General features: G+C 64.7%; 16 protein-coding genes. 12 read left to right on the top strand and 4 right to left on the bottom strand.

Features of this window, described 5'->3' with window-relative positions; all coding sequences use genetic code 11:
* Nucleotides 1–394 precede the first annotated feature (394 nt).
* The 6 genes from ACQR1X_RS30790 to ACQR1X_RS30765 all read left to right on the top strand — a co-directional run bounded on the left by ACQR1X_RS30790 (nucleotide 395) and on the right by ACQR1X_RS30765 (nucleotide 7547).
* Nucleotides 395–1255, top strand: a complete 861-nt coding sequence (locus ACQR1X_RS30790; protein ID WP_315800935.1) for a MaoC family dehydratase — start codon at nucleotides 395–397, stop codon at nucleotides 1253–1255.
* A gap of 159 nt (nucleotides 1256–1414) precedes the next feature.
* A complete protein-coding gene (locus ACQR1X_RS30785) occupies nucleotides 1415–2293 on the top strand; it encodes an SDR family oxidoreductase (RefSeq protein ID WP_434900237.1) in 879 nt (292 codons plus the stop codon).
* 118 nt (nucleotides 2294–2411) lie between these two features.
* Nucleotides 2412–3365 (top strand): dihydrodipicolinate synthase family protein, encoded by a 954-nt coding sequence (locus ACQR1X_RS30780; RefSeq protein ID WP_434900236.1) that lies wholly within the window; start codon nucleotides 2412–2414, stop codon nucleotides 3363–3365.
* A 2-nt stretch (nucleotides 3366–3367) separates the two neighbouring features.
* A complete protein-coding gene (locus tag ACQR1X_RS30775) occupies nucleotides 3368–4171 on the top strand; it encodes an NUDIX hydrolase (RefSeq protein WP_434900235.1) in 804 nt (267 codons plus the stop codon).
* Nucleotides 4172–4284: 113 nt separating this feature from the next.
* Nucleotides 4285–6966, top strand: a complete 2682-nt coding sequence (locus ACQR1X_RS30770; RefSeq protein WP_434838333.1) for a PAS domain-containing protein — start codon at nucleotides 4285–4287, stop codon at nucleotides 6964–6966.
* Nucleotides 6967–7091: 125 nt separating this feature from the next.
* Nucleotides 7092–7547 (top strand): hypothetical protein, encoded by a 456-nt coding sequence (locus ACQR1X_RS30765; protein ID WP_409997977.1) that lies wholly within the window; start codon nucleotides 7092–7094, stop codon nucleotides 7545–7547.
* 16 nt (nucleotides 7548–7563) lie between these two features.
* Here ACQR1X_RS30765 and ACQR1X_RS30760 read toward each other — a convergent pair whose 3' ends face one another.
* Nucleotides 7564–7947, bottom strand: coding sequence for a VOC family protein (locus ACQR1X_RS30760; protein WP_316182082.1), 384 nt, complete (start codon nucleotides 7945–7947; stop codon nucleotides 7564–7566).
* A 222-nt stretch (nucleotides 7948–8169) separates the two neighbouring features.
* Here ACQR1X_RS30760 and ACQR1X_RS30755 point away from each other — a divergent pair, with 222 nt between their 5' ends.
* From ACQR1X_RS30755 to ACQR1X_RS30740, 4 genes are all read left to right on the top strand, one after another.
* Nucleotides 8170–8880 (top strand): hypothetical protein, encoded by a 711-nt coding sequence (locus ACQR1X_RS30755; protein ID WP_434848245.1) that lies wholly within the window; start codon nucleotides 8170–8172, stop codon nucleotides 8878–8880.
* A gap of 114 nt (nucleotides 8881–8994) precedes the next feature.
* The gene (locus ACQR1X_RS30750) at nucleotides 8995–9459 is read left to right on the top strand and encodes a hypothetical protein (RefSeq protein WP_315804851.1); all 465 of its coding nucleotides are present in this window, start codon (nucleotides 8995–8997) and stop codon (nucleotides 9457–9459) included.
* Nucleotides 9460–9653: 194 nt separating this feature from the next.
* On the top strand, nucleotides 9654–10067 hold the full coding sequence (locus ACQR1X_RS30745; protein WP_315804852.1) for a DUF3775 domain-containing protein: 414 nt from the start codon (nucleotides 9654–9656) through the stop codon (nucleotides 10065–10067).
* Between the two features lie 69 nt (nucleotides 10068–10136).
* Nucleotides 10137–10583: a host attachment protein gene (locus ACQR1X_RS30740; RefSeq protein WP_315804853.1), complete on the top strand. Its 447-nt coding sequence runs from the start codon at nucleotides 10137–10139 to the stop codon at nucleotides 10581–10583.
* A gap of 80 nt (nucleotides 10584–10663) precedes the next feature.
* Here ACQR1X_RS30740 and ACQR1X_RS30735 read toward each other — a convergent pair whose 3' ends face one another.
* From ACQR1X_RS30735 to ACQR1X_RS30725, 3 genes are all read right to left on the bottom strand, one after another.
* On the bottom strand, nucleotides 10664–10858 hold the full coding sequence (locus ACQR1X_RS30735; protein ID WP_434900234.1) for a hypothetical protein: 195 nt from the start codon (nucleotides 10856–10858) through the stop codon (nucleotides 10664–10666).
* A gap of 161 nt (nucleotides 10859–11019) precedes the next feature.
* On the bottom strand, nucleotides 11020–11202 hold the full coding sequence (locus ACQR1X_RS30730) for a hypothetical protein (RefSeq protein WP_315804960.1): 183 nt from the start codon (nucleotides 11200–11202) through the stop codon (nucleotides 11020–11022).
* 806 nt (nucleotides 11203–12008) lie between these two features.
* On the bottom strand, nucleotides 12009–13196 hold the full coding sequence (locus ACQR1X_RS30725; RefSeq protein ID WP_434900233.1) for an acyltransferase family protein: 1188 nt from the start codon (nucleotides 13194–13196) through the stop codon (nucleotides 12009–12011).
* Between the two features lie 589 nt (nucleotides 13197–13785).
* Between ACQR1X_RS30725 and ACQR1X_RS30720 the strand changes: the two genes are divergently transcribed.
* Both ACQR1X_RS30720 and ACQR1X_RS30715 read left to right on the top strand, forming a co-directional pair.
* On the top strand, nucleotides 13786–14181 hold the full coding sequence (locus ACQR1X_RS30720) for a hypothetical protein (protein WP_315804857.1): 396 nt from the start codon (nucleotides 13786–13788) through the stop codon (nucleotides 14179–14181).
* 222 nt (nucleotides 14182–14403) lie between these two features.
* Nucleotides 14404–15156, top strand: a complete 753-nt coding sequence (locus tag ACQR1X_RS30715) for a hypothetical protein (RefSeq protein ID WP_315804858.1) — start codon at nucleotides 14404–14406, stop codon at nucleotides 15154–15156.
* Nucleotide 15157 lies beyond the last annotated feature (1 nt).

Genomic DNA, 15157 nt, shown 5'->3' with positions numbered 1-15157 from the left:
ACGAAGCAATCCAGAGTCCTCGCGCAGCCCTGGATTGCTTCGCTCCGCTCGCAATGACGATGGGGCATGCATCTGCGTGCTCCAACAATGGTGTACCCTCTCCCTTTGTGGGAGAGGGTGGCGAGATCGAGCGAAGCGAGATTGAGCCGGGTGAGGGGTCTCTCTCCGCGCAGACAGTGCGGCTGTGGAGACAACCCCTCACCCGAGTGAGGTCGGAATTGATAGTTGCGCTGCCCTCTCCCACAAGGGGAGAGGGCGCAGCAATGGGCATCGGAAGACGTGCGTAGGGTGGGCTAAGGCGCGGAGCGCCGTGCCCACCGATATACAACAAGAAAGGCGGTGGGCACGCTTCGCTTTGCCCACCCTACAAGAGAACGAAGTTCGGGGAGGCGACATGCCGATCAACTACGATGAGCTGATGGCGATGAAGGCGATCGGGCAGCCCTATGCCTACGGTGATCGCGAGGTGATGCTGTACGCCTATGGCATCGGCATGGGGGCCGATCCCATGGATGAGAAGGAGCTCGCCTTCGTCAACGAGGCCACCGCCGAGCCGCGGCCGCTGAAGGTGGTGCCGACCTTTGCCTCCGTCGCGGCCTGGGGCGCCGGTCCCGGCGACATGAAGCTCAACCGCGTGCTGGTGGTCGACGGCGAGCGCGACATCACCTTTCACAAGCCGCTGGCGGTGGCCGCGAAGATCACGGCCGACTCCTCCGTGCTCGCGGTGTCCGACAAGGGTAAGGACAAGGGCGCCGTCATCCGCCATCAGACCATTCTGCGCGACGAGGGCGGCGCGCCGCTGGCGACGCTGGTCGCCTCACGCTTCGCCCGCGGCGACGGCGGCTTCGGCGGTCCGTCTGGCGGCATTCCCGAGCCGCACCCGGTGCCGACCCGCGCACCGGACCGCAGCGTCGACATCTCGACACGGCCTGACCAGGCGCTGATCTACCGCCTGTGCGGGGACCGCAACCCGCTGCACTCCGATCCCGAGTTTGCCCGTCGCGCCGGTTTCCCACGGCCGATCCTGCACGGCATGTGCACCTACGGCCTCACCTGCCGCGCCGTGCTGCAGACCTATGCCGACTACGACGCCTCGGCGTTCCGCCAGCACGCCGCGCGGTTCTCGTCGCCGGTGTTCCCCGGCGAGACCGTGACGGTCGATCTCTGGAAGGATGGCGATGTGATCTCCTTCGAAGCGCGCGTGAAGTCGCGCAACGTCACGGTGATCAAGAACGGCAAGACAGTGCTGGGATGATCCTCGTGATGTGAGGCACAGCTGTTAGTTATCGTCATGGCCGGGCTTGACCCGGGCATCCATCCTCTTCTGGTGATGGATGGACGGTTCAGGAGATGGATGGCCGGGTCAAGCCCGGCCATGACGGAGAAAGCAAGAACATAAGCGGAGGACGCACCCATGGGACTGCTCGACGGCAAGGTGGCGCTGATCACCGGCGCAGGTGGCGGCCTCGGCGAGGCCTACGCCAAACTGTTCGCGCGCGAGGGCGCGGCGGTGGTGGTCAACGACCTTGGCGGGCCGCGTGACGGCTCCGGCTCCGACCTGTCGATGGCCGAGCAGGTGGTGGCCGCGATCAAGGCCGAGGGCGGCCGCGCCGTCGCCAACGCCGCCGACATCTCCACCATGGCCGGCGGGCAGTCTGTGTTCGACGACGCCATCCGGCATTTCGGCCGCGCCGACATCCTGGTCAACAATGCCGGCATCCTGCGCGACCAGACCTTTGCCAAGTCGAGCGAAGCGGATTGGGACAAGGTGATCCAGGTGCACCTCAAAGGCACCTTCTGCTGCACCCTGCCGGTGTTCCGCTGGATGCGCGACAACGGCGGCGGCGTCATCGTCAACACCTCATCGACCTCGGGCCTGATCGGCAATTTCGGCCAGTCCAACTACGGCGCGGCGAAGGGCGGTATCTGGGGCCTGTCCAACGTGCTGGCAATCGAGGGCCGCAAGTACAACATCCGGGTGTGGACCCTGGCGCCCGGCGCGCTGACGCGGATGACGGCCGACCTGCCGCGCTACAAGGAGAACCCGGGCGCGGCGCTGACGCCCGAGGGCATCGCGCCGGCCGTGCTCTACATGGTCAGCAGTCTCTCGGGGGATCAGACCGGCAAGGTGCTCGGCGTCTCCGGCCCACGCGGCGTGCGCGAGTTGCGCATGATGGAAATGGACGGATGGAAACCGCCGTCGTCGGCCTGGAAGGCCGAGGACATCGCCGCCCATGCAGGGGAGATATTCTTTTCGGAGGCCGAGATAGCCAAGTCCGCACGGCGGTTTTGATGTATTCAGGTCGTCATTCCGGAGCGCTCGCGACGGCGAGCGAACCCGGAATCTCGAGATTCCGGGTCTCGTCCTGCGGACGATCCCGGAATGACGCCAGAGAGATTGGAGACAGATGATGAAGCTCACCGCCGCCGCCAAGGGCACCTTCGCGATCGCGCCGACCCCGTTCCATGATGACGGCCGCATCGACGACGCCTCGATCGACCGGCTGGTCGATTTCTATGCCGAGGCCGGCTGCGACGGCATCACTGTGCTCGGCATCATGGGCGAGGCGCCGAAGCTGGACGCGGCGGAATCCGAGCAGGTTGCGGTGCGCTTTGCCAAGCGCGCCAAGAACCTGCAGATCATCGTCGGTGTCTCCGCGCCGGGCTTCGCGACGATGCGCGCGCTGGCGCGCGCCTCGATGGATGCCGGCGCTGCCGGCGTGATGATCGCGCCGCCGCCGACCCTGCGCACCGATGATCAGATCACGGGCTATTTCAAGCAGGCCCAGGAGGCGATCGGCGAGGACATTCCGTGGGTGCTGCAGGACTATCCGCTGACGCTGAACGTGCAGTTCACGCCGGCGGTGATCCGCAGGATCGTCATGGACAGTCCGTCCTGCGTGATGCTCAAGCATGAGGACTGGCCGGGCCTTGAGAAGATCTCGGCGCTGCGCGGCTTCCAGAAGGACGGCTCGCTGCGGCCGCTGTCGATCCTGTGCGGCAATGGCGGCCTGTTCCTGGACTTCGAGATGGAGCGCGGCGCCGACGGCGCGATGACCGGCTACGCCTTCCCGGAAATGCTGGTCGACGTCGTCAAGCTGTCGCAGGCCGGCAAGCGCGACGCCGCGCACGACCTGTTCGACGCGCATCTGCCGCTGGTCCGCTACGAGCAGCAGCCCGGCGCCGGCCTTGCCGTGCGCAAATACGTGCTGCAGAAGCGCGGCGCGATCGCCTCCAGCGCACAGCGCAAGCCGGGCTCGGCGATCACGGCGGCCGCCAAGGCCGAGGTCGACTATCTGCTGTCGCGTGTCGCCCGCACCGACGCCCGCGCCGATCTGCAACCCCGAGCCACCGCCGCGGAGTGACCATGGCTGACGCTGCCGCCGTCCGTCCCGCCTCGACCGTGCTGCTGCTGCGCGATAGCGCAGCCGCACGTGAGATCGAGGTATTCATGATGGTGCGCCACCATCAGATCGAGTTCAACTCGGGCGCCCTGGTGTTTCCAGGCGGCAGCGTCGACAAGGGCGATCAGGAGATCGCCGGCAGGCCGGAGCTCTATGCCGGCGACGATGGCCTGGACGCCGAGGCGCTCGGCTTCCGCATCGCCGGGGTGCGCGAGACCTTCGAGGAGAGCGGCATCCTGCTGGCGCGAGCGCGCGGCGCGCGCACGCTGATCGAGGCCGCGGCCGCCCGCGAGATCGAGGCTGCGCATCGCCTGGCGTTGTGCGAGGGCAAGACCAGCTTTCTCGAGGTCATCGAGGCGCACGGCCTGGTGCTGGCGCTCGACGCGCTCATCCCTTACGCGCATTGGATCACGCCCGAGGGCATGCCGAAGCGCTTCGACACCTGGTTCTTCCTGGCGGCGGCGCCGCCGGACCAGCTCGGCGCCCATGACGGCCGGGAATCGACCGACTCCGTCTGGGTCTCGCCGCGCGAGGCGCTGGCCGGCGGCGAGGATGGCCGCTTCAAGCTGCCGTTCCCGACCACCCGCAACCTGATCCGTCTCGGCAAGCAGCGGGCGGTGGCCGGGGCATTGGCGGCGGCGCGCGACATGGAGATCGTCACCGTGATGCCGGTGATGACCAGGACCGCCGAGGGCGGCCGTCAGCTGCGCATCCCCCGCGAGGCCGGCTATGATGGGGAGGTGTTCGAGTTCGGTGCGGCCGGTTAACCGCGCAGGCTATTTTTCGTCCGGCGGATGATGCGCAGACGGGAATTGTTCTCTATTTGTTCATTCAGCCGCGCGGCGGCTCGTATATAGTGCGGTTCCGACCATCGGATCCCATGAGTAGATTACCGGACCTCGACACGGCCTGCAGCAGCCTCCGATCGATGACGATCGGGCGGATGATCTTTGGCAGCTTTTTGCTGCTGCTCGCCGTCATCACCGCGACCAGCATGGCGAGCGTCATCGCCATCCGCCACATCGATTCGACCTTTGCCGAGTTGCAGCGGCTGCAGGGTGTCGGCGATCTCGCCGAGGAAATCGACCAGCGCATGAACGAGCTGCGGCTCGCGGCGCGTGATTTTGTCACCGATCCCGGTTCGCGTTCCGACCGAGCCATGGAGGCGGCGACCGAGCTCAGCGCGCTCCTGAAGAAGACGCGCCTGCAGCTCGCGCCGGAGCAGCAGGCGACCATCGATGGCGTCGCCCAGCGGCTCGCCAATTACCGCGAGGGCATCGACCGGATCAGTGCGCTGATCGCCCGGCGTGCCGAGCTGCTGTCGGGTTTGCCGGCGGCGCGCGAGGGCTTCGAGGACGCCATCGCCGGCTTGACCGATCGGGGCACGGCGCGGGCCTTGTTCCAGGTGCAGAACCAGGTTGGCGCGGCGCTGCTGGCGCGTGACCCGGCCGGCGCCGAGCAGGCCGCCCGCAGCATGCGCGCGATGCCGATCGAGGACGGCGCGCTTCGTGCGGCCGCCGACCGCTATGCCGAGGCGATCATCGCCATCGCCGGCACCGAGGACGAGATCGCGCGGCTCGACAAGGAGGTGCTGGGCATCGAGGGGCGGCTGATCGGCCGGGTCACCGAGTTGCTGCGCGCCTTGAGCGCGAGCCAGGGCAAGGTGCTGTCGCGCGACTTCGCCCGTACCCTGGCGGAGACGAAATGGCAGAGCATCATCTTCGGCACGGCGGGCGTTCTGATCGGCATCTTCGCTGCGTCTTTCGTGGTCCGGCGCACCGTGCGGCCGCTGGCCTCGATCGCACGCTCGATCAGGGCGCTGGCGGCAGGCGAAAAGGCGGCGTCGATCCCCCAGACCGACGTTCAGAACGAGATCGGCGACATCGCGCGGGCGGCCGAGGTCTTCCGACAGACTTTGCAGGACGCCGACGCGGCGCGCGAGGCGGCGGTCCGCGCGCTGGCCGAGCAGCGGCTGGCCGAGGAGAGCTATCGCAAGCTGTTCGAAGCCTCGATCGACGGCATCTATGTGACCACACCGAGCGGTCTTGTGCTCAATGCCAATCCGGCGCTCGCGCGCATCATGGGCTACGAATCCGCGAGCGAGCTGATCCAGAGCGTCAACGACATCGCGGATACGATCTATGTCCATCCCCTGGCGCGCGAACGCTATCAGCGGCTGATGCGGCGCGACGGCATGGTGCGCGAGTTCGAATACCAGGTGCGCCGGCGCACCGGTGAGGTCCGCTGGCTTTCCGACAGCGCCACGGTGGTGCGGGACGAGAGCGGCGAGGTGGTTCGCTACGAAGGCGTGGTCCGCGACATCACGGATCAGAAGCGCGCCGAGGACGCGATCGCGGAAGGCCGGCGATTGCTGCAGCAGGTCATCGACACGGTGCCGGCGGTGATCAACGTCAAGGATCGCGAGCTGCGCTATGTCCTGATGAACCGCTATATGGCCGGCATCTTCAACGTCGAGCCCGAGGATGCGCTCGGTCGTACCACGGGCGAGCTGATGTCGCGCTACGGCGCGAACAAGACCGACTCGAACGACAAGCGCGTGCTGGCGACGAAGGCGGGCCTCGGGTTCTACGAGGAGGAATACCTCGATTCATGCAACGTCATGCGGCAATGGCTGGTCAACAAGCTACCGCTTCTCGATGCCGACGGCGAGGTCGACAAGATCGTCACGGTGGCGCTCGACATCGGCGAGCGCAAGAAGAGCGAACTGGAGATGCGCAAGGCCAAGGAGGCCGCCGAGACCGCGCTCCGGAACCTGCGCGAGACCCAGGCCTCGCTGATCGAAGCCGAGAAGCTCGCGGCGCTCGGGCGCATGGTCGCCGGTGTTGCTCACGAGGTCAACAACCCCGTCGGCATCAGCCTGACGGTCGCTTCCGCGCTCGAGCGCAAGACCGAGCGCTTCAGCGAGGCGGTCACGCGGGGCGAGCTGCGGCGGTCGAGTCTCACTGAGTTCATCGAGATGAGCCGCAGCGCCGCGGGACAGCTCGTCGCCAATCTCAATCGCGCGGCCGAGCTGATCCAGTCGTTCAAGCAGGTGGCGGCGGACCGCAACTACTCCGATCAACGCAGCTTCGATCTCGCCGATCTCACCGAGCAGGTGGTGATGAGTCTTCGCCCGGGCGTGCGCAGACAGAACCTGACGGTGAATGTGGATTGCCAGCCCGACCTGGTGATGAACAGCTACCCCGGGCCGTACGGGCAGGTCCTGACCAATCTGTTCCTCAATGCGGTCGCGCACGCGTTTCCGGACGGCAGGAGCGGCGTGATCGAAATCAGGGCCCGGGAGTCCGGCCGCGACAATGTCGAGATCATCTTTTCCGACAATGGCTGCGGCATGTCGCTCGACGTTCGCCGCCGCGCCTTCGATCCTTTTTTCACGACGCGCCGCGACCAGGGCGGCACCGGGCTCGGCCTGCACATCGTCTACAGCATCGTGACCAGCCGGCTCGGCGGCCGGCTCGATCTCGACTCCGAGCCGGGCGCCGGCACGCGCGTCCAGATCATTCTGCCGCGGGTCGCGCCGCTGGAGCAGGCGGCCGAATAGGGCGGTCTGCGTAAAACCCCGGATTGACTCTCACGAAGCCGAGATCGAAACGAAATCTGGCCCGGTTGATGCATTTCTATCCGTGCACCCTGGGGTGGTGCAGGAGCCAGATGGACCAGATGGAAATGAGCAGATGGATTGTTTGCCGCGGCCGTGAGCCGCATCGAGCTGATCGCTCCGACATCAGCAGGACGGTCTCGAGGCCGCAGGCGGCCGCGCGATGGAAGCCACCTGTCCAGGTCGGCAGTGCGGCGCTGCTGATCGCACTCGCCGCGCCACCGTCACTGGCGCGCGATCGCGGCCAGTACGCGAACTCGTCGCCGGAGATGAAGGCATGGTTCGACGGCCTGCGCAGCGGCAAGGGCCCGTGCTGTTCGGACGCCGATGGCAGCGCCGTCAGCGATGTCGACTGGGAGAGCAGGGGCGGTCACTACCGCGTCCGCATCGAGGGTGAATGGCTCGACGTTCCCGACGACGCTGTCATCACGGAGCCCAACCGGGTCGGCCGCACGATGGTGTGGCCGATGCGCGGCTATCAGGGCCTCCAGATCCGCTGCTTCATGCCGGGTAGCATGTCGTAGCCGGGCGGGGCGGCGCTCAGGTGTATTTCTTGTCGCGCTCCAGCAGCTCGATGGAAATGCCCTCCGGCCCGCGGATGAAGCAGATGCGAACACCGGGGCGGATCGTGGTCGGCTCGGTCGTGAAGGTGATGCCCTTGGCCTTGAGCTCGGCGGCCGCGGCGTCAATGTCCTTCACGGTGAGGCCGAAATGATCGAGGCCCTGGTGCGGCGTCACAGGCGGCGCGTTGACGCCGTCGTTCGGCTCGACCTTGGCGATGAACACGCTGGCGCCGCCGAGCCTGACGTCGATGCGGCCGGGATTGCGGATGATCTCGCCGCCGAGAATGTCGTGAAGCCAGGTAGCGGTGGCTTCCGGGTCCGGGCTGCGGAGATGGATGTGGTCCCACGTGACATTCAACATCGTCGAGATCTTTCGAAGGAGTGAACCGCCTGCGGCGCGGCGGCGTTTCTCGAGGTGCCGGCAACGGGTCGGATGTTTACCGGCCCGTCACCGGCCGCGCCAGCCCGGCATACCGACCGGTATCGGGGCCTGCCCTCCAATTGTCGGCTTTGCATGCAACCCTATCGATGTTTGCCGATTGAAGCTTCCAGATGCCCCCGCCGGGCAGCCGATGGTGCAGACATGAGCGCGGGTCTCTCTCGTTTGCTGGGGCGCAAGCCCGATGCCACGGCGTCGCTGGCCATGCGCCGAAGCGACGGGGCGTCCATCCCATTGGGAGCCGCGGTGTCGGGGTTGGCGATCCTCGCGCTGATCATGTTCAGCGTCGTCGGGTGGCTGATCATGTCGGTCGAAGAGGAGGAGGTGGCCGACTCCAGCCTCACGCGGGTCGGATCGGCCTCCCCGAGCAGCGGCTATGAAGGAGATGAAGACGGGACGGAGACGTCGCGTGGGCTCTCATTCGTGGTGCCCAGCCCGGCGGCCAAGTCCAGCGCGCACCCCGATTCGTCCCCGGTGGTCGGCTCCGGCCGGACCGTCATGGACGCCAATGCCAGCCTGTCGCCGACGATACCGCCTGCTTCATCCCCTGCGCTCGACCCGGCCGCTCTGTCCAGCCTGCGGATCAGTTCCCAGTCCTGGCGGCGCGGCGGTCTTGGGTCGAGGGCGCTGGTGACCTTCACGGTACGGAATGCCAACAGTTTCGCAATCAAGGACGTCGAAATCACCTGCGCCTTCAGCCGGCGGGACGGTAGTCATGTCAGCGACCGCCGACGGATCGTGCCCGGCCAAGTCGGGCCGCGCAGCCGGAAGACCTTCGCGGCGGTCCATGTCGGATTCGTCAACGTTAACGTCAGCGCAGCCAAATGCGCGCTGGTTGCAGCGACGAAAATCTAATTATGTCGCGCTAGTCTCCCACGGTTTTTGAACCCGAGCGTTCGACGCGGGAACATACTGTCATGATCCTCCGTTAGGTGGATGTCGGCGCAGGTGCCGACGGAGCGGTAAATTATGCCCATTCTGCGTTACTTTCTTTTCGTCGGTGGAACTCTGCTGGCGCTGCTGGTCCTGGCGGATGCCGTGCTTCCCAGCGTACCATTGCCTGCAAGCCTGTCGTCTGCGTCGGACCTTCCCCCGGTGCGCATTCAGTCCACCAGAAAGTGGCCGGAGCGGATCGTGATGGACACCTCGATCGCCACGCCGGCTCCGGTGAAGCTCGCGAAGGCGGAGCAGCCTGCGGCAGAAGTGGCCAAGCCCAGTGCCCGCGACGCCTTCGCGCAGATGAGCGCCGTCGAGACCAACCCGCAGGTTGCGGCCGTGAAGTCCGCCGAGAAGCCTCGCGCGACGCGGATTGCCGACACAGGCAAGCCGGCTGCAGAGGCGAAGAAGCGAAGGACCGCAAAAGCTCATCCGGGCAGACCGATGATTCTGGTCGCGCAGCAGCCGCATGTCGGCTCTCTCGATTGGACTTGGTAGTATCGATCGCCCGCGGTCCCTGGTCGATCCAAGCGGTCCCGCTGCAATCGCGCTCCGGGGCTCGCGCGGGGTGCTGCGCCGGTTTTCACGCCGCTACGCTGCCTTGATCTTGCGCAAAGTGCGCTCCTTCCGGAACGCCTAGCGTCTCTGCACGGGACCTGGGGGCGTTTGCCCGGGGACCCAGGAGACGCTGAATGACGACTACCACGCCCACCCTCTCGATCTCGCCGGAGAAGGTCGCCTTCGTCGTGACCAAGATCCACCAGCACGAAATGGAAGCGGCCGAACCCGAATTGCTGGCAGATTTGGCAGATGACGACACGGCGCCCGGTACCGGTGGGCGAGGCCTGAAAACGGACCGGTCGGAGCTCGTCAGCTTCATCAGGGGCCTCAATGTCGACGAACAGATCGATCTGGTCACGCTGATGTGGCTGGGCCGGGGCGACGGCTCGCTGGACAATTGGGATGAGCTTCGTGCGCAGGCCGCTCAGGCGCACAACAATCGCACGGCGACGTATCTGATCGAAACGCCGATGCTCGGCGACTATCTGGAGGAGGCTCTCTCGGAGTTCGGCCTTTCCTTGGAAGATTTCGAAGAAGGCATATAGCTGCGGCGGCTTCTCCCGATGAGCTCGCCGGCACATTCTTCGCTGCAATTCGGATGATGGAGTAATCTCATGGACAAGATGAAGGTCGGAACCGGTGATTGGATCGTCGTGTGCGACGGGCGCAAGGCGCTGATCCTCGAGAACGTCGGTGACAGCATGTTTCCGAACCTGCACACCAAAGAGGTCCGTGAACAGGAGAACGACCGCACGAGCGCTCAGGGCACGGACGCTCCCGGCTCGGTGCAGCCGTCATTTGGCAATGCTCGGAGTTCAGTGGATCAGACGGATTGGCATGATCAGGCTGAGCGCATCTTTCTCAAGCAGCTTGCCGATCGCCTGCATCATGCTGTCATTTCAGGCGAAACCAAAGCCGTCACGATGGTGGCGTCGCCGCGCGCGCTCGGGATCATCCGCGCCGACTATTCCGACGCGGTACGAAAGGCGCTGCATGGCGAGGTCCACAAGGATCTGGTCAAGCTTCCGGTCTACGAAATCGAGAAGCAACTGCTTGCCTGAGCCAGGCTTTCTCATGCCAATGATCTCATGCCAATGAGTGTCCGGAGACCCCGTTCGCGGTCTCGGTGATCGCGACGGGATCAATGTGTGCTTTCATGCGACGGTGTCGATTCCGGCGCCGCAGGCACGAGGCTTGCGCCCGCATGCGCAGCTCCTTTTTCGACGATCTCGTAGCCGCAATCGTCCAGCCAGGCGATCAGGCGATCGGCCATGGCGTAATCCCAGGTCGGGTAGGAGCGTGCGATGACCTGGCGTGGCGTGAGCTTGCGAGACATTGGTGATCCTTCCCTGATCTCATGGTGCTCGATGAAACGTCGAGCGTTGGTCTTGTCATCCTGAACCCCAGGACGGGATGCACGGTTCCTGCGGCGCCCGAGCGCTGCCGCTCAAGGAGCGCTGATCGTTCACGGCGTCCAGCCGAAAGGCGCTCAATTCATCAAGCGCCGATCACGTGTGGCCGCGCGTCATCGGTCACGAGAGCCGCGGTACGCTCCGGCTTCTTCTCCACGATCTCGTAACCACAATGATCGAGCCATGCGATCAACCGGTCCGCCATGGCATAGTCCCAACTGGGATAGGATCTGGCAATGACTTCGCGGACTGAAAGCTTTCGTGTCATGATGTCGATCTGTCGCTCCCTGCATTCGCCACGGGCCCGTCCGGCATACATCCGGACGATCCAAGGCTGGCCGGCAGTTCGTGCCGCCGGTTCTTGATGTTGTTTGGCTCGTCCCGCTTCTAAGCGCGCGCGCCCCAACGCCTTGCTGGCTCACCACGATCAAACTGGCGTGGAGAGGTGACTTTTCCGCTTCCGGCTCGCCCAGGCTGCGCAATCATCGCCCAACATGGTGAAAACCTTCTCGCTACGATGGTTTCCCATTCCCGTGCACGGATATGGCGCAGTCGTGCGCGTAGTGGGGCTGGAGTGTGGTGGCGGCGCGGTGTTTCGTCACAGGTTGGCGGCGACGATCTCCGACGAAAGCAGCTCGAGCAGGCTGCGACAAACTGAGGAACGGTTTGGCACGTTCATGGTTTCAGCTGGGGCGCAGTCGCATGGGCTCGTCGTCTCAGAGGCAACGGAGCGAAGCGATGAGGCTGATGTTCTCGGTCGTGCTACTGACCGGCCTTGCGGCAGGGGCCGGCCGGATGGACGCCAATGAGTCCTGCGGCCCAGGGTGCCACGTCGCGCCGAATGGCGGCTGCGTCGTGAATGGCTGGGAGGTGGGAGCGCCGGTGTGGAACGAATGCCCCGCGGGCGCTCGGCCAAGACCGCCGTGCGGAACCGCGTTCAAATGGAGCAGACAGGCGAAGGCCTGTGTCAGCAGGTGAATATACGAGGGCTGATCACCGGCGCGAGAACGTGGGTCGGACCGCCGGCTGTCGCGAGCCGTGCCTTGTATCAGGAGCAAGACGAAGCTCCGGCGCTCAGACCGGCCTCGCATGGATCACGTCGCGTGGTGCGCTGGTGCGGAAGGCTCTCCGTAACCATGCCCGCGACGGTGCCTCGATGAGCATGTAGGTGATCCAGGCCATCGCCGTCGCAATCGCAACGAACAGACCGAGCCGCAGTGCGAGCTCAAGAGCGCCAGGAGCATCTGACTTTCCGATCATCGCAAGCCGAATGAGAAAGGGATGCAGCAGATAGATCGAATAGCTGCATTCGCCACCAATGATCAGGGCTCTGGACGACAGCCAGGGGGCATGGCCGTATCGACTGGCGGCGACGAAGACGATCGAAAATCCCGAGATCTCGATGAGACGTACGGCAAGTTCGATCGCGAATGACCAGCCGGGCAGACGAGGCTGCAGAAACAGCAGCACAGGCGCACAGATGAGGCTCACCAGCGAAAGCCAGAACAGGAGCCTCACGCAGCGCCGCTCCCCGTCACCGACGCTGGCATCGGCGCGGTTCCTGTAGATCATGGCGGCAAGGCAGCCGGCCAGGAACTGAGCGATGTGAAGATAGGGAGAGTAGTAGGTGAGCCACTGCATCCCGCTTTGCGTAAGGCTCGGCGCGACGGCCCGCAGCAACGCATCCCCGAAGGTGAAGGCGGCCGCGATCGTCAGCGCGAACGTCACGATGTTCACCAGCGCGATCCAGATGATCGTTTGCAGCCGGACGACGGCTGCAAACAGCAGGCAGACGAATGGAAACAGCAGGTAGAAGAACAGCTCCACGCTGATGGACCAGAGATGCTGCAGCGATGGCACGACTGCGACCAGCATGGTGCCGTTCTGCACAGGAAACCAGGCTTGCGTCATTGTGAGGATGAAGCCGAGCGACGGGGCCGAAAGACCTCGCGCAATCACGACGTATGCGACGACTGCGAGCGCAATCACGGCGTACATGGGGTAGAGCCGGGCGAAGCGCGCGACGGCAAATTCGCGAAGAGCGCTTCCGAGCGGTTGCGACTGGAAGCGCTCGGCGTAGTTGAGCCACAGGACGAATCCGCTCAGCACGAAGAACATCGTCATTCCGATGCTGCTGACTTGAGCGATGAGCTCCGGCAGCGGGCCTTGCGCCAACGACGGGGCGCCATGGCCGATGGCGACCGTTGCGGCCGCGACGAAGCGCAAGCCGGTCAGCGAGCCGATGAAGCGTTGCTCGTTCACTTTTGGGGATGGTCCTGATGCTTGGGAGGCGCTCCGGCTGTTGTAGAAACAGGAGGGCCTAGAGGCAACCCGACGCACGCCGCCGGAGACGGGATTGCCGCCCGCCGAGCGACGATCAGGCGTCCAGGCCGGAGATGATTCTGCGCCTGATCATTCCGGCGTCTGCCGCTTGCGACGTCCGCCGCGGCGGCATCTCACGTTGCAGTCACGACAACGGATTGAAAAATATGGAAAAATCAACTTTGCCGTCAGCAGCGTCCGACCACCGGTCGAGGCGTTTCCCGGCGCGCGGCATGCGATCGGCGGGGGAAGGAGCGGGCAACAGGGCTGCTAGAGTTTGAGGACACCCGGGAAGAGCAGCTCTTGCAGCGGATCGGGCCGGTTGCGAAAAGCCGCCTGGACTCCTCGATCCGCGGGACGTGACGGCCAGGGGCATGGTCGCCCCTGCGTGAGATGCAGAGCCCCCGTCCGGACTGGTGCAGGGGCCGGATTGCAAATGGACTAGCAAACCGACCACAGCTAGTTATTTGTTACCCTCTAGCGGGTCATTTTGCACGACGCTGAGCGCCTGAAGAGAACGGGAGTCGCCTTGCTCGCTGCGCCATCTCAGCTCACCGATCAAACCGTCAACACCCAGCTGACGACGAATTGCAATGCGCAGGTGGCTGCAACGTTCGACACGAATGACAGCACCTGGGTGACCTTCTTTTTCAACGGTACGATCCCGTGCTGGAGAGCGCTGGTGTCGATTGGCGAAGTGGAGGTCGAGCTGACCGAGGACATTGCCATTGCAGGCATCGTCCTGCGCAAGGGACTGACCGTGACCATGCACCCGATGGGGCGCTACTACACGGTCACGATGAGCGGGGAGATTGTCGATTCCGGAAAGGAGAGCAGCTTTACCGGATTCGTGCTCGGCTCGTTCATCCGGTCCGCAGCGATGAAGCGTGCGATGCAGATGCTCCGGAAACAAGTCAGCCGCTGAGCGGCGCCCGGCTTCGCCTGGAATGTAAACACCAGAATGTGACCGGGCGTGGGGGGAAGACTGTGATCTGGCCCGATTGACCACCGCGGCGAACCCTGTTACACGCCACAACCTCTGATAGATTTCAATCATTGGTAGCTTAGTTGATTTTCCATTCGTTTCAGCCGCGCCGGCGGTTGCGTACTGCGGGTTTCAATCTGTGTTTTAGAAAAGGAGATAGCCATGGCTCATCATGAAGGCCTTCGTTTTTCGGCTCCCGCCGTTGTCACCACCCCCACAAGCCCCAACACCGAGGTCGTCGCGACGCCGACGGGCGATCAAAACAACACGACGCAGCTCGTGTTCGAGTATCAGGGGCGCATTCCGGTCTGGACGCCGGTTGTCTCGCAGGCGCAACCTCAGGTCGTTTTGGCGACTGACATCACGATCGGCGCAACGACTTGGCGCAAGGGCATTACGATCCAGTATGCGGCGCTGGGATCGACCCAGTACACCGTGACCATCATCTCGGGCGAGATCGTGGACGATCGTGGGCTCTACCTGCTCCAGGGCGTGACGCTCGGCATCTTCCCGATCGGTTTGGATGTCAAGGCAGCGCCGCCCGCGACCACGCGGACCGAAGAGTATCCGCGCGCCGCCTTCACGGCGCTGCCGACGGTGAATACGCCGACCAGTCCGAACAGCAACGTGGTGACGACGCCAAGCGGCGACACCAACAACACGACCTACGTTTCGTTCCAGTACCAGGGCCGCATCCCGGTCTGGACGCCGATCGTCTCGCAGTCCCAGATCACCGCGGTTCTCGCCGCGGATATCACGATCGGCGCGACGACATGGAAGGCGGGCATCACGGTGCAATATGCTGCGCTGGGCTCGGCGCAATATACGGTGACCATCATCAAGGGCGATATCATCGACGATCGCGCTCTCTATTCACTGGCGGGCACCTTGCTCGGCATTTTCCCGATCGGGTGAT

This window comes from Bradyrhizobium sp. HKCCYLRH3073 (genome assembly GCF_051167995.1).
Classification (GTDB): domain Bacteria; phylum Pseudomonadota; class Alphaproteobacteria; order Rhizobiales; family Xanthobacteraceae; genus Bradyrhizobium.
The sequence above is the reverse complement of the archived record's forward strand: the minus strand, read 5'-3'. Positions and strand labels throughout refer to the sequence as shown.